At 56.5% G+C, this 14875-nt stretch carries 8 protein-coding genes and 2 pseudogenes; 7 read left to right on the top strand and 3 right to left on the bottom strand.

What is annotated here, in order from left to right; genetic code table 11:
* Positions 1-574: 574 nt before the first annotated feature.
* Entirely contained in the window at positions 575-2374 is a 1800-nt protein-coding gene (locus tag NP503_RS32165) for an ABC transporter ATP-binding protein (RefSeq protein WP_127266823.1), read from the bottom strand.
* Positions 2375-3011: 637 nt separating this feature from the next.
* Between NP503_RS32165 and NP503_RS32170 the strand changes: the two genes are divergently transcribed.
* Positions 3012-3761 (top strand): LuxR family transcriptional regulator, encoded by a 750-nt coding sequence (locus tag NP503_RS32170; RefSeq protein ID WP_127266824.1) that lies wholly within the window; start codon positions 3012-3014, stop codon positions 3759-3761.
* A 16-nt stretch (positions 3762-3777) separates the two neighbouring features.
* Here the strand turns inward: NP503_RS32170 and NP503_RS32175 are convergent.
* Positions 3778-4013: pseudogene (locus NP503_RS32175) on the bottom strand (transposase); the annotation flags it as partial.
* A 718-nt stretch (positions 4014-4731) separates the two neighbouring features.
* Between NP503_RS32175 and NP503_RS32180 the strand changes: the two are divergent.
* The 4 genes from NP503_RS32180 to NP503_RS32195 all read left to right on the top strand — a co-directional run bounded on the left by NP503_RS32180 (position 4732) and on the right by NP503_RS32195 (position 9481).
* Positions 4732-5448, top strand: coding sequence for a radical SAM/SPASM domain-containing protein (locus NP503_RS32180; protein ID WP_236383545.1), 717 nt, complete (start codon positions 4732-4734; stop codon positions 5446-5448).
* Positions 5449-6503: 1055 nt separating this feature from the next.
* Positions 6504-7760 (top strand): diaminobutyrate--2-oxoglutarate transaminase, encoded by a 1257-nt coding sequence (ectB, locus tag NP503_RS32185; protein WP_127206334.1) that lies wholly within the window; start codon positions 6504-6506, stop codon positions 7758-7760.
* Positions 7753-8592, top strand: coding sequence for a hypothetical protein (locus NP503_RS32190; RefSeq protein WP_126104996.1), 840 nt, complete (start codon positions 7753-7755; stop codon positions 8590-8592). Before ectB ends, NP503_RS32190 begins: the two co-directional genes overlap by 8 nt.
* A gap of 145 nt (positions 8593-8737) precedes the next feature.
* A complete protein-coding gene (locus NP503_RS32195; protein WP_127266826.1) occupies positions 8738-9481 on the top strand; it encodes a class I SAM-dependent methyltransferase in 744 nt (247 codons plus the stop codon).
* 1568 nt (positions 9482-11049) lie between these two features.
* Here the strand turns inward: NP503_RS32195 and NP503_RS32205 are convergent.
* On the bottom strand, positions 11050-12288 hold the full coding sequence (locus NP503_RS32205) for an acetyl-CoA carboxylase biotin carboxylase subunit family protein (RefSeq protein ID WP_127266829.1): 1239 nt from the start codon (positions 12286-12288) through the stop codon (positions 11050-11052).
* A gap of 944 nt (positions 12289-13232) precedes the next feature.
* On the opposite strand from NP503_RS32205, the gene NP503_RS32210 reads away from it, so the two are divergent.
* Entirely contained in the window at positions 13233-14450 is a 1218-nt protein-coding gene (locus NP503_RS32210; RefSeq protein ID WP_127266827.1) for an acetyl-CoA carboxylase biotin carboxylase subunit family protein, read from the top strand.
* Between the two features lie 299 nt (positions 14451-14749).
* Positions 14750-14875: pseudogene (locus NP503_RS32215) on the top strand (oligopeptide ABC transporter ATP-binding protein); the annotation flags it as partial.

The following is a 14875-nucleotide window of genomic DNA, read 5'->3' on the forward strand; positions in this document are numbered from 1 at the left end:
GCCGGCGAATCCAATCTCTTCCTAAGCCCGTTGGCCGTAATAGAAAGACACGAGGCCGGCGAGTTCGTCCTCAGCTGCCACTGTGCTAGCAAGGGAACGGAATCCAATCCCGGAGCAGATGGCCAGAGTTGAGCGAAGACTGCGGTCGGAGCTCCTGCGCTTCCGGGTCTCCAAGGGGACGACTTTGCGAACCGAAGGGACTTTGAAGCGTTGACGTGGTCGGCGTGCGGTAGGTTGGGCCAGCGACAGGGATCCCAGCCGGCCGGGAAGCACCGCCCTCTCAATGTGCGTTGACTTCGCTTCCTTTGGCAAAATGTGGGTAACGGCGAGGGCCGGGCCGTCGACATTCCCGCCCTTTTGGTGCGTGCGCCGTTAGGCGCGACAATTCGGTGCCCGCGTGTAACTGCGCGCATTCGCCGAAGCTTAGACGTGGTGCATTCCCGCTCGCCCGCTTGGCGGATAGTTCCGGCCGTGCTGGTTTTGCCGGCCGTAACGCCCGCCGCTCGTCGGTAAGGCCTCACTGCCACACGCCTCTCCGGCAACGGCTCGGCGCGTCGCGCAATCCGGTTGGCGCTCAGGCCAGGCCCTTCGCTAGCTCCAACGCCTGCCGTTCGAACAGGCGGCGGTAAATGCCACCATCGAGATTGATCAGCGCGGCATGATCGCCGTCCTCCATGATGCGGCCACGGTCGAAGACGAGCAGCCGATCGAGCGAGCGGACCGTCGACAGCCGGTGTGCGATGACGAGTGTGGTTCGGCCCACCATCAACCGATCCACCGCTTGTTGAATGAGCACCTCGGATTCCGAATCGAGGCTCGATGTGGCCTCGTCCAGAATAAGGATCGGCGCGTTCGCGAGGAAGGCGCGCGCGATCGCCACGCGCTGGCGCTCGCCGCCGGAGAGCTTCAAACCCCTTTCGCCGACCAATGTCCCACAGCCCTTCGGCAGGGGCGCGATGAATTCGTGGGCACTTGCCAGCCGTGCCGCTTGCTCGATCTCGGCCCGGCTCGCGCCAGGCCGGCCATAGGCGATGTTCTCGGCAAGCGACCTGTGAAACAGGATCGGCTCCTGCTGCACGATCGCGATCTGCGAACGAAGGGACTCTTGGGTCACCTCGGAGACGTCCTGACCGTCTATCAGGATCCGGCCGCCGCTCAGGTCGTAGAGTCTCTGGATCAGCTTCACGAATGTTGTCTTGCCGGAACCGGAGGGTCCAACCAACCCAACCCTTTCGCCAGCTTCAATCGACAGCGAACATTCGCTATAGAGCGGCAGGGGATGGTTGGCGTAGCGGAAGTGGACGTTCTCGAAATCGATACGGCCCTTCGTGATCCGGATCGGCTTGGCCTCTGGACGATCGGCAACATCCACGTGCTGATTGTGGATGGCCACTAGTTCTTCCATCTCATTAACCGAGTGCTGCACGTTGCGGACATGCATGCCGGCATCACGCAGATAGCCCTGCAGGACGATGAAGCACGTGAGAACATATGCTATCTCGCCCGGCGTTGCCTGTCCATGCGACCACAGAAGCAGGGCATATCCGACCACCGCCACCCTGAGCGCAACCAAAGTTACGCCTTGGGTTGAGCCGATGATCGTTCCGCGCACCCAACTCCGGCGCGCGCGGTGCCGCCATTTCGTCATGATGTTTGCAAGCCGCTCGTCTTCGCGAACCTCTGCGCCGAAGCCCTTGACCACAGCGTTGCAACTGACCGCGTCCGCAAGCGCGCCGCTGAGCCTTGTGTCCCATCGGTTGGCAAGGCTCGCCGCTGGCGCGACATAGCCGAGCGACAGCGAAATCGAAAACGCAAGGTAGACGAGAGAGCCGCAAGCAAAGATCACGCCCATGACCGGCCAGTGCCAGCCGAGCAGCACCGTCGAGCCGATCAAGATGACAAACGACGGGAGCAGCGTGACGAGTATCGTGCTGTTGAGGAGGTCGAGCGCCCACATGCCGCGCGTTATCTTGCGCACTGTCGAGCCGGCGAAGCTGTTTGCATGCCAGTCTGTCGAAAAGCGCTGCACATGATGGAACGCTTCGGTCGCGACGTCGGAAATCATTTTCAACACCAAGTCGTTCAGGCCAATTAAGGCGACGTGGCGCATGGCAATGGAACCGAGTGCCAATGCAATCGGTACAGAGAATGCTGCAACAGCTGCCGAAGCTGGTGCTGCCGCATTAGCAGCACGAGAAACAGCGTCGATAAGTCGGCCAGAATAGAGCGGCATCAACACGTCAGCCAGCGTGGAGGCGAGCATCGCGGTCATGATGATCGCGAGCCGGGCCGGCTGCCTGTTCCAGAGGCGAACAGTGAAGGCGAAAACGTCGCGACAAGTGGCGCCGCGCCCATGGACGGGGAAACGTCTCATAGTTTCCAAGCGGGCGCATCAACACGCTCGGTCCCAAAGACGATAAAAGACAAAACTGGAATTTCGACCTCCCCCATAACAGCATCAATTTTGGCGGGCAGCTCTTGCCGCCTCACGACGGTGAGTTCAAAAGTCGTGCCAACTGAGCGGGAACATCCGAAGGACAAATTCAGCAGGTTACCGAGCCTGGAGAAAGTCAGCCGCCATCCAGTCGAATACGATTGCTACGGCTGCTCAACTCGGGAGATTGGAAAAGAAGGTCGATGTATCGATTGAATTTTGAGCTTGTTCTTGCCTCGATCAAATAAGTACAGTTGCAATGCAGCTTTCTCAGGCCCGGCACTTAGGTGCTGATTTCAAAAGCGCGCCGCGAATACTTTCCTGCCCATATTCCGTCAATCGAATGCTCGACTGTCGGATTGTGCGCTCCCCGACACAGTGCTGTCGGTTCGCCTCCTGGGTACCTCCCCCGTCGATTGACGACCTGAAGGAGAAGCTTCGCTCGCAAGCTGGCACGACTCTTGAGGGTACTCCAGGTGGCGGAAGGAACTCCGGCTCGAGTCCCGTTGACTTCGGATGTTGCGAGGCTGGGTTGGAGCAAACTGTGCACCAATGAGAACGCAATGAAGGAGACATCATGGAACTCCGGCGGATTGCGGTGGAGTTAGACCTATTCCTCAAGATGACTGATGATGTCGCTCAATCCGAACAGTTGTTCGAACTGTTGTCTGCGTTTGCGCTGAATTTCGATTGCCCGTGGATTGCCTATGGGTCGCTCGCATCAGAACAGAGGGTTTTCAAGCCGAACCGAGAGGGTTCTGTGGTGATGTGGAATTATCCTGCTGAATGGCAGGAGCGCTACTCGAGAATGGGCTATGCCAAAATAGACCCACTCATCAAGAAAGGTCGAAAGGAGGCGGGACCCTTTCGATGGAGCGAGGTGTATACCGATGAAAGCATAACTGAAGATGGACGCCGCGTCTTGGACGAAGCAGCAACATTCGGCTTGAGGTCAGGCGTTACCGTCCCATTACATGGCCCTGGTGGCAGCTTTAGGTTTGTGAGTTTTGCTCAATCCTCGGACTGCGAATTGCAGAATAGAGCGATCACCTACCTGCAAATGGCCGCGCTGCGGTTTCATCGGATGGTTACGAAGTTCGACACTACGACTGCGTCGGAACGAGCTCATAACCTGTCTCCGAGAGAAATAGAGTGCATTGATTTGGTGTCACAAGGAAAATCATCTTGGGAAATAGGAACTATTTTAGGCAGATCACGAAATACGATAGATTTCCATTTAAAAAATGTAATGCGGAAGTTGGATGCGACCAGCAGAACGGTAGCTGTTGTAAAAGCTTTGAACCTTGGGATTATCGAACCGCCGTAGGTGCGCAGCTAGTTCTCCGCCCGTAGTAGCGCGCGTGATAGCCGAGACGCTCCGGCGTGCGCTCGCTCTTCGAAGCACCCAGCGCCTCGTCCATCTCGGCCTCGAGCACCTCCTGCATCACGGCGCGAATCACCTCGTGCAATCCATCCGGCCTCGAAAGCAAAATGTCGTTGACGCTGCTATGGCGGATTTATCTTCAGGCTTGGTCCTGGTGGCGATGCTGAGTTCGCTTCGCTGAGATTGGGCGGTCATGACAGGGTGGTGTTCAATGTCACCGATTCCTGGAAGAAATTACCATCCGTATTAAGCGACTGACGATGAGTGATGTGTGTCCAAAATCTGACAGCTGTCAGAAAACATGTCGGGTTCAATACAGCGGAGCGTCTTAGCTCTGTCGGGCTTTTCGAAGCCTATCTCGCAGTAACTGCGCGCCAGGCGCACTAGCTCGGCCTTTGCTGGTCGATGTGCGGCAATATAGTGTGAGGGCTGACCCGCATGAGAACACGGAACTCGCTCGATGAAGGATGATCGACGGCATCCAGAAAGCTTCTCTCCGGCGGGTTCGAGGGTGCTGCGCGCGCATCTCGGCGACGGGCCAGCGACCAACGGTTGAGGCTACATCTCCGGAGCGAGTGATGCCTCGAAAGATGCAATGCTGTCTCTGGTCCGACGCGCTGGAAGTTTGTGAAGGTCGGCCCGGCAAGTCGGTGAACCGGGCGGCTTAGGCTGCCAAAAAGGGTAGATGTCTGCGTTGCCTCGGTAGATCAGCAGGCGGTATCAGAAAGCCAAAGGCACACGCACACCATCGTGGCGCTTCGCAGGAAGTAGATGGGAGTAATCACCAGTGATTTTACCGGAACTTCGCTCAGCAAACACAGCCGGCAGGGTTTTGGAGATAACGACGACCACGGGATGCGTCGTAGGATGTTCATATTGTCCCCAGGACAAGTTCGCGGTCCGGCAAAGAAAAGTGTCTCATGCGAGTCATCTGGATCTTGAAGATTTCAAGCGGTGTCTGGCCCGCGTACCGACTTCCGTCGACATTGGTTTTGCGGGATACTCCGAACCTTGGCTCAATCCGGACTGTACCGAAATGGTGGAGCACGCCTTCGCCAAAGGCCATGGCATCAGGATTTTTACGACGCTGGTGGGAATGAACGGGCAGGACCTGCAACGATTGCAAGCCTTGCGCTTGGGCGTATTCGTGGTTCATGTTTTCGATGATGGCACCTACATGAACAGCCGCCTGGTCGGAGACAAGTATCGCGATCTGGTTCGTCAACTCGTCGACGCGGATATCCCCTTGATCCGGTTCGTGGCTTTGGGCGAGCCCCACCCAGATATAGCCGACATTATTCCTACCGAAGCACTGATAAAAGCGCGGCCCATGAGCAGTAGGGGTGGAAGCGTCGACCCTAAGATCGTTGCACCACGTCAGCCAGTGGTCGGAGCCCTAACCTGCGTGGACGCACGACAGTATCGGAATGTTCTTCTTCCAAACGGCGACGTTACCCTGTGCTCTATGGATTTTGAACGGCGTCACGTATTGGGCAACCTTCTATATGAGGGTTACTCCGCTCTGTTTGAAAAGCCAGTTTTTCGCGAAATCGTCGACCGCATGAATGGAGCAGATGGTTTTCTGCTTTGCAGGATGTGTGAATTCGCCGACCCAAACGACCGGACCTGAGTGCATGCCGGCCGAGAGGGCGTGCCTGGCAGTGCGGATGGCCCCACGACAGATGCACCTGCCCGCGACGCCATCGTGTTTTCACGTTACGCCAGTATGTTCCTGTAGGCGCGGCAGTGGGCCTCGAGCATTTCGGAGACGAGCTCATCGAAAGGTCTTCGCCTTCCAACCGAGCTTGTCGGCCTGCCTAGCTTGAGGTAACGCCGATCACAGGTCAACCATCGGTCGGATGGAAACAGTGTTAGTCGATCCCGATCAGAGCTTGATTGCTTACTCACGGCTCACCTCGTCAACGCCTTCACCCTCCCGGACGATCTCCTTTTCGACTCGCCTGAAGGCAGCAGCGCAGCTGCGGCCGGGGATGGTTGCCGTCGCGGTAGTGGACGTTCTCGAAACCGATGCGGCCCTTCGCCAGCGCGTCTCCCGGTTGCTTCCGCCTGGCCTACGAACGGGCTTTCCGTCAAGGGGGTCCACGGCGGCCCCGCCCTCTTGATCCGGGGGCTCGGGCCAGTCATCGCGCAAGAGATCGGAATCCGCATTCTTCTCAAAGAGAGCGTGGCTTTCGCTGTGTCATCGGTCATCAAATAGTTTCTTGAATCAGGTTGGTGTCCGCAGCCCGAGGTTGAACGGCGAATATATTGATGACCGCCGCGAAGCCGCTCGCTCGCTACGGCGCTATTGAGGAGCGCGCTCGCGAGCGGCTTCGCTACCGCCGAGCGACACAACCTCTGGCGACGCGACCCTGCTGATCTCCTTGGACATTTGTCCGGAGGCGCTATGGGCAGCGATGGGTGGGGTACGTCAACTACCTGATGCCATAGTAGCGATGCTTTCGCGGAAGCTTTAGAAGCCATCCTGTTGCAGCACATTCTCCGAAAGCATCCGAATGGAGGGCAACGCAACCCAACAATATTTGATGAGGATGCCGGCATCACCAGACTAACCAAGGCTGCCTCCGGCATTCTGCTCTCAATGTTAGATGACGAACATCTACCGCGAGCAACCAGCCATTAATCGCTCTCTTCTTTGAACGACCCAAGTGCAGAGGACTCAATATGAACACCGACCCTTTCACGGCCCATGAGTCCAACGTTCGTCGCTACGGTCGGTCGTTTCCCGCCGTCTTTGCGAGGGCACTTGGGGCCACCATCTGGGACGAGACCGGTAACGCATACATCGACTTCCTCGTTGGGTCCGGGGCGCTCAATTACGGGCACAACAATCCGGATATCATGGCGCCGGCGATTGAATATCTCGTCGGTGAGAACATTCTTCTGTCGCTTGATATGCATACGGCGGCAAAGCGTGACTTCATTGAAGGGTTCGTCGATTGGATCCTGAAACCCAGAGGCCTTTCATACAAGATTCAGTTTCCTGGGCCGACCGGCACGAACGCCAACGAAGCGGCTCTGGCGCTGGCGCGAAAATACACCGGCCGCTCGAGCGTCATGGCCTTTACGAATGCGTTCCACGGCATGTCGCTCGGCTCTCTAGCGGTGTCGGGCTCGGCCTCAACCAGGGAACTGGGAGGCGTCGCTCGCCACGATGTGATCCGTGTTCCCTATGACGGCTATCCGAGCCAAGCTTTCGATTCCGCCAGTTACATCGACAGCGTTTTGAGCGACCCGGGGAGCGGCATAGAAAAGCCTGCCGCAATCATTCTGGAGACCATCCAGGCGGAAGGCGGCATGAACGCCGCGTCTGCAGCTTGGCTCATGGAAATTCAGCGCATTTGCCGTACTCACGGCATTGTTTTTATCGTCGACGATATTCAGGCGGGTGCGGGCCGAACTGGCGATTTCTTCTCATTCGAGTCCGCGAAAATCGAACCGGATATTGTGTGTCTTTCCAAGTCACTAAGCGGTTCAGGTAGTCCGCTGTCCATCGTTCTGATTCGACCCGACTTGGACGTATGGAAGCCCGGAGAACATAGCGGGACCTTCAGAGGCAACAATTTCGCCTTCGTGACGGCAGGAGCCATGTGCAAGATGTGGTCGGATAGGAAATTTACTGCAGGTGTCGAGCGGACAGCCGTCAGGCTGCAAACGCACCTCGATCGCCTGGTTGCGAAATTTCCGAGGTACATCGAACAGAAGCGCGGCCGCGGTCTGATGGCCGGCCTGAAATGCCGTTCACCGGCAGTTGTCGGCCGCGTGCACGATGTCGCATTCGAAAATGGCCTTCTTATCGAATCCTCGGGGCCAAATCGCGACGTTATCAAAGTCCTCCCACCGATAACCATCACCGATGCCGAACTCGATCGTGGCATCACCATCCTTGAACACGCACTACAGGAGCAAGACAATGCCTAGTCAGATGTCTCAAGTGCCAGCCATCTCGCCGGTTTCGATCAAAGAACGGACCGGCTCGATCAACACTGCGGAAATCATCTCGGTCCTGAAAGGTGAGCTCACCGCTCTGCACATCAAGCAAGCTTTCAGCACCGAAGTAGCCGAGGAGATCACTACGAACTTTATTGGAAGCTCCGGTCTCAGAGAGCGTAAAGATGGTGTGCCCGGACAATATGTCGGCGCATCTCACTACAGAAAGGATGCAGCCACCTATTTCGCAGACGCCGAAAACGCGCGGCCGTACGTCGATGCCCTTTTTAAGAATTTGGTTGACCCGGTTCGAGCGGTATTCGGGGCGTTGAAGCGAGAGCTTCACAACCAGGGCATCGAATTGCGGCTGGCGCGTTCCGAACACGGCCAGGCCAATGTTTGTCGCGGCCTCAGTTGGTCGGGCACAGGCACGTTTTCCTTGGATCCCCACGACGACGTCGCTCAAGTCTTACGTGCTGGCGATGATTACGAGCTTTCTGCGGTGGCGCACAATACGGTCGCAGCGCTCAACCTCTATCCCAGCATGCCTGAGGAAGGCGGCAATCTGAAGCTCTGGAGCCACAAGCCGACGGTTGCGGACCGGATATCGCAAGGTGTGGAGACCACTGGATACCCCTATTCGGCAGCCTATCTGGAGGCCGTCCCTTGCCGCGAGTTCGAGCTCAAAACTGGGGATATCGCCCTAATCGATGGCGGCTTCGTTCACGGGGTTACCGGTCAATCAGGCAACGGAAAGCGTCGCGTGCTGCTGAATTGCTTTTTCGGATTTGCGCGGCCAGATCTTGTTCTCTGGTGGACCTGAAGCGGGACTGACCGGCTTCCTCCAGCGCCGGTCACTTTGGGCTCGTCCGCGTAAGTGGGCAAAAGTATATGGCGGCAAAATCTTATGCCGCAGTTAAAAAGCGCGCACAGTGAGAATAGAACATCAAGCATAACGAGGACACACGATGTGTGATGCGACGAACTATGACGAGAATTGGGCAGACGTTTATGAAATATATACGACAATGCAAGGTAAGACCGGAGAGGCAGACGAAACTGCCGCTTTCTTAGAGCGGTTTTCCTGTGGAGGGATTGCTCTTGAACTTGGCATAGGAAACGGACGCGTGGCTGTGCCGTTGAGCGAACGTGGTGTAAAGGTCGAAGGTATCGACAATTCGGGCGCCATGTTGAAGCTTCTCGCCGACCGCACAGATCTTATCAAAGCGTGGAAAGGGAGTATTGTCGATTTCAATTCTGTTAAGAGATACAATCTGATCTATTCTGTATATGGTACTCTGACCCTGCTATTAAAGCGCGAAGACCAAATATCCTGCCTGAAATGTGCGGCGCAGGCTCTTGATGAAGCTGGGGCTTTGGTAATAGAGGTGCGCGTGCCAATATTAGATGGCTTCCTTGGGGGTATAAAGGTTACTATGACTACCACAACCGTGGATTCCGAGAATACCTTCGTCAAGGCGGAAGCTCACGATTCGCTCAACCAGAATTTGATTTCAAACCTGTTTTGGTTTTCTGGTACGTCTGTCCGGCGATTGCCAGAGCGCGTTCGTTACGTTTATCATCAGGAGCTCGATAGCATGGCCCAATGCGCAGGGCTAGAACTGGTGGAACGCTGGGGCGATTGGGCGGGCGGTGCGTTCACGGATAGGTCCAAACGGCATATCTCAGTTTATCGAAGAATGGGACTGTAGTTTCGACTAAATATATAAAGGCCGCGCTTTGATCGTGCGCACGGGAAGTCCGTGGCGTGGCCTTCCAGCCTCTTTCTGAAGTTGGAACACCGTCTTCACCGCGATTGGGTCAAAGCCGATGTTCCGTTGGGCTGTTAGAGGTCTGTTGGACTAGCCTAACATGAGTTCGCCATGATCGACGCAACCACAGGTCTCAAAAGGGCGACCCTTAGCCAAGCCGTAGACCGCTCCAAAGGCGGCATGACTATGCGCTCACCGATGCGCTCGGCATCTCGTCCGCTTCGTTCTCCTGCCAGGACATCGTTTACATGCGGTGGGCGTCACCCGCTAATAGACGGCATAGCCTTCGGCGAGCCGATTGCCGATTTTCGACAGCAACACCGTTATTGCCGATCTGAACGAACGCGCGCCAAGATCGTCATCTCGCAGCATCGAGGCGCGCCTTGCCTCTGCCACTCGATCTCGAACTCTATATGTCGTCATCTGATCGAGAACGTCTTCTGCAAGCTCAAGGACCTCAAGCGTATCCGCCGCGCGAGCTGACAAAACCGACCAATGCTGCAACGCAATCACCCTCTCGCAGCCGCCGTCATAAACTGACGATGAATTCAACAGGCCTTAGTAGACACCTGAAGAGGTGGAGCGAGGCGCCGACCTCCAAAGCGATGGTGCCGGTCACCGCTGGCGGCGCAAGGCTAGGGTCCACGTCCTGACCAGCGAACCACGATCTTTGGCCGACACGCCGAACACGCGCGGCGCATCATGCTTGAGCATGAAGGCGCTCACTGCTGGCAATGGAGCTGCGGTGTCTCGGCCGCGGCGGGCGGCGCGAACGAGATCGCGCTTTGCTTCACGGCAACCCATACCGCCGTCAGTTCGCCGGCGCGGAGCAGCCTTGCCAATGAAAGAGCATCCCCGTTTGTCCTCATCTGATCTCCTACTTCCTTAGGACCAGCGGCGCGCGACCGCGGTTCATTGATGGCCGAAGGAACGGATCAGCCCGGTAGAGGCCAAAGCCGGTTGGGCTGCCTAGGTGAAGTGGATCCAATGGCACCCTTGGATAATGCAGCGATCCGTCTAGGAGATGCGTCGACCTCGCCGAACAACCGAACCTCATTCCTCCGCTTCGCAACATCGAAGCGGCAAATGCTTCCCTATAGTCTGCCACGGCTCGCCCTCTTGTTGTGACGACCAGGCTCCTACCGTCCGAGCCACCAACCCTAGGAAGGGCAGTTTAGGGCGGGCAGCAGCGGATCGCACCTCGAAGCTCGTCCTCGAATTGTATGGGAAGGACACCCCCGCCCTCTCAAGAGACTTCTTGCTACTCTTGTACATGGCCGTTCCCTATCGGATCCACACCCGTGCTCACCGACAACGGCATTTAGGTCAAGACGCCCGACGCCGGCGGTTCGGCCGTGCCATTGATCAAGGAGGCCATCGCAAATGACAAAACGCCTCTGGCATGCTTTCGAATACCCCTGCCCCGATGGAACGAGCACCAACCAAGGCAAGACATCCGTTTCGCTCCGAGACTACATTTAGTGGCCCTTTTGACGAACGGTCGCAAATTACTCCCGTTGGCCATGTTGCTGAAATGGGGTAATCGACCACTCCATCGAGTCGATTGCACGCTGAAGTGCTGTCTCCGTTTGAGTTGGGCAGGCCGACACAGCGATGACATGTCCGATGGTATCTCGGTAATCTCCTTTCCTGATGATCGGAGTTTTGGGTTCGACGTATAATTTCACCTCGGCGACACCTGGTATAGCAGTGGCCCTGTCGACATTCATTGAGGCAAACATGCCCTCGCGATCAGGAACGAGGAATCGCGCGGCCGCAAAATTCGAATGCCATTTGCGCAAATCCCATTCCTCGCCGATAGCAAGCTTGATGTGCTCGGTGATGAGGTCGATGCCGTAGGCCAACTGAACCAGCCGAGGGGTGGTCCCACCTGGGAGACGCGGATTAACTTCAATGACCATTAGACCACGCTTCGTCCATCGAAATTCGATATGCGCTGGACCCCAGTCAAGGTCGAGAATTCGCAAACAACTCAACGAAACACTGGCGATCAGTTTGTGCTCTTCTTCTGTCAGCAGGGCCGGAAAGGAGAAATGGCGATAGACGAAATGGGGTAGGGGTCCGAAGCTAGCGGCGCAAATTCCGATGACGTCGTTACCCATTGTGTAAGAGCTATACTGGGCTCCGTTCGCGAATTCTTCGACGAGTAATTTTGGGGTTGACTGGCAAAGGTACTTTTCGCCCAACAGGTAGGTCGTATGTTTGGCTAACTCATCGAGGTTGCGGCACAATCGGACACCGCAGCTCCCGCTGCCGACGGCTGGCTTAAGAACTACCGGCAGCCCAATCTCTGCGGCAGCGCTTTCTACCTCCATAGCATCCACTGCCAAGCGGTAAGCAGGCATAGCAATCCCAGCCTCCGCTAGAAGCTGACGTTGAGTGAACTTGTCGCAGCATCGTTCAACCGATGCGGGGTTCGGTCCCGGAAGACCGAAATGCCGACAAAGCTTGCCAACTGTCGCATAGATCGACTCGTCGAGCCCCGAGAAGCCAGTGATACCACGAATGTCATAGGTAGTACCTAGTCGGGAACATTCATGAACCAGCGCATCGATGTCGTCTGTATCGACGCGGACGGCATCAATCCCTTCCGCAGCAAGATATGTGTACTGAGCTGGATCAGCCGACAAGGTAATTGTATGAAGCCCAAGACTCTGGGCCGCTTTCACGTAGGGCAGACCGATGCTCCTGTGGCCTTCTAGCAGAATGAGCGCTCTATTTGTCATTTGGTATTGCCTCTCGGTGATGGCCAAGTCACGAGCGTTAATCGGTGTCACCTTTTTCGCGTTCTTTTGTCATGCTCGTGCTGAAGAGTACCAGCGTCAGCGCAAAAGTTCCGTGAATCTATTGTAAAGATTTGTGCGCATGTACACTCGCGAGATGCACCTCGGCGCTCCGCCAGGCTTCGGATCAAGATTTTCGCGTCCGCCGATGGCACATTCGATGCGCCTTCCAGATAATGTCGCGAATCGCTCCCAGCAACAACCCCCTCGAGCCGGAGCCAAGGCGTAGCTGACCCTGGCATAACGCTAAGTTCAGGCCGCTGCGACTGAGGCGCGTAGATCCCGCTCTCGCTCTCTATCGTAGGTGGTGGGAAGCTACCCGTGGTCGTGGCGGCCATCTCGCGCGTAAATAGTGAGTTTCCCACCGTGGCCCAGCCCCGGTGTACAGCGGACTGGGCCGAGGCTCGTCAACGACGTGCCCACAGGAGGCGGCCAACTCGACGGTGCGCGTTGCCTTGGCTTCGTTCCCGAGGCGTGGGTACAGAACGCTAGACCAATCGCAATTAGAGAAGCCCGCTTCGGTCAGCGCGCTTATGATGCGACTAACGACGTCAGTATGGCCCAGATCCACCTTTGTTGGCCAGCGTCATGGCGGCAAAGCAGTCGGACTGGCTGGAACTGCACACGGTCGGGGATGGAGCTCAGAGACGACGGTTGACCAGACTCTCGTCCGCGGGTTGGATACCCTCCGTGTTTTCGTCTCGGGGCTTCCTGGTCGAAAGGCGGGCGGCGGGTGAATTGGCTCAGCCACATTGAAACAATATCTTCAAGTAACTTTACCATCTCTTTGCAAATAAACGTCCTCGAAAATGCTACCTCACCGCAGGCCCACAGTTGGTTGAATTCGCTCGGGCCGCCGTGTCGCACTTATCCGAGGGTCAATAGCAATGGCAAGAGCGCTCATCCTGATCGAAGGTTCAAGCAACGGACCTCTTTATATGCAAGCAGCCAAGCGTCTTGGCCTTCATCCAGTCACACTATCGGCTGATCCAGCTAAGTACACATATCTTGCTGCGGAAGGGAATGATGCCGTCCGCGTCGATACAGACGACATCAATGCGCTGGTTCATGAGTGCTCACGACTAGGTACTACCTATGACATTGCTGGAATTACTGGCTTTGTGAGCCGCGGGGAGATTGTATATGTGACAGTTGGTAGGCTCTGCCGACATTTCGGTCTCCCGGGGCCGAATCCCGAGTCTGTTGAACGATGCTGCGACAAGTTCACTCAACGTCAGATCCTCGAGGAGGCTGGCGTTCCCATTCCCCTTTATCGATTGGCAGCAGATGCGACGGAGGTAGAAAGCGCTGCCGCAGAGATTGGGCTGCCGGTAGTTCTTAAGCCAGCTGTCGGCAACGGTAGCACCGGTGTCAGATTGTGCCGCAACCTTGATGAGCTAACGCAACATACAACATACTTGTTGGGCAGCGGGAAGCGAATTTCGCGCCCCCCCCGTAGGATGCTTGTCGAACAATTCGCAGAAGGTCCATACTACGAAGCCGAGATAATGGGCAAGTCAGTAGTTGGTGTTACTGCCGCTGAGTTCGAAGCCCCCCCACATTTCGTGTTTCGTGAGAGCATCTTTCCGGCCCTGCTCAGCGATGATGAACGCAATTGTATAGCCGACGTTTCGCTGAGCTGTCTGGAGGCTCTCGGACTTGGATGGGGACCGGCAAATATAGAATTCAGGTGGACAAACCGTGGCCCAGTCGTCATTGAAGTCAATCCGCGTCTAGCGGAGGGTATCACTCCTCGGATAGTCCGGCTAGCCTATGGTGTCGATCTCGTCGCGGAACATATCAAGCTCGTCATCGGCAACGAATGGGACTTGCGCAGTAGGCATTCGCACACCGTGGCCACACGGATCCTCGTTCCGGATCGCGACGGCATTCTCGATTGGATCGAAGGCGACAAATTAGCGGCTGCTATACCAGGTGTTGTAGAAGTTGAACTGTACGTTGCATCCAAGGACCTGATTGTTAGGAGAGGCGATTGGAGAGACCGCATGGGACACGTCATTGCCGCTTCACCCAGTCCGATTCTGGCCAAGGCGATACTTCAGCGTTCGGTCGACCTGATCGATTGGTCCATCATAGATCGATGAGCAGCCCCTAGCGGCGGAAGAGGGGCGGTGAGGTACTGATTCTTTTACCTGTGCAGGATCGCCTCACGGGCAATCGGCTAGGGGGCGTGGGTTTTCTGGTGCTCAGTCTGCCGACGAGCAGAGCGTTTTGGCCGGGGCGACTGTCGCGCAACAGGATCACCGACCAACTTCGGTCGCACTCTCGCATCAGAAGCCCCACCCTCCGGAAGAAAGGCTTCAAAAAACTTTAAAATAACTTTAGTGATTGTTTGCATTCTTAGATTGTCAACAGTGGTAACCTCGCGGCGAGTTAGGAGCCCGAGCGCTGCCGCAACGAAGTCCCCCCTTTGGTTCCAATGGCAGACGGGCGCGTCGTGGCCTGTCATGTGCGGGCTCCGGCCAGAGCCGCGTCTCCGAAACCGGCTGAGGCGGTCAAATCCTCGCTA

The organism is Mesorhizobium sp. SEMIA396, assembly GCF_024518615.1.
In the GTDB taxonomy this organism is placed as follows: domain Bacteria; phylum Pseudomonadota; class Alphaproteobacteria; order Rhizobiales; family Rhizobiaceae; genus Mesorhizobium.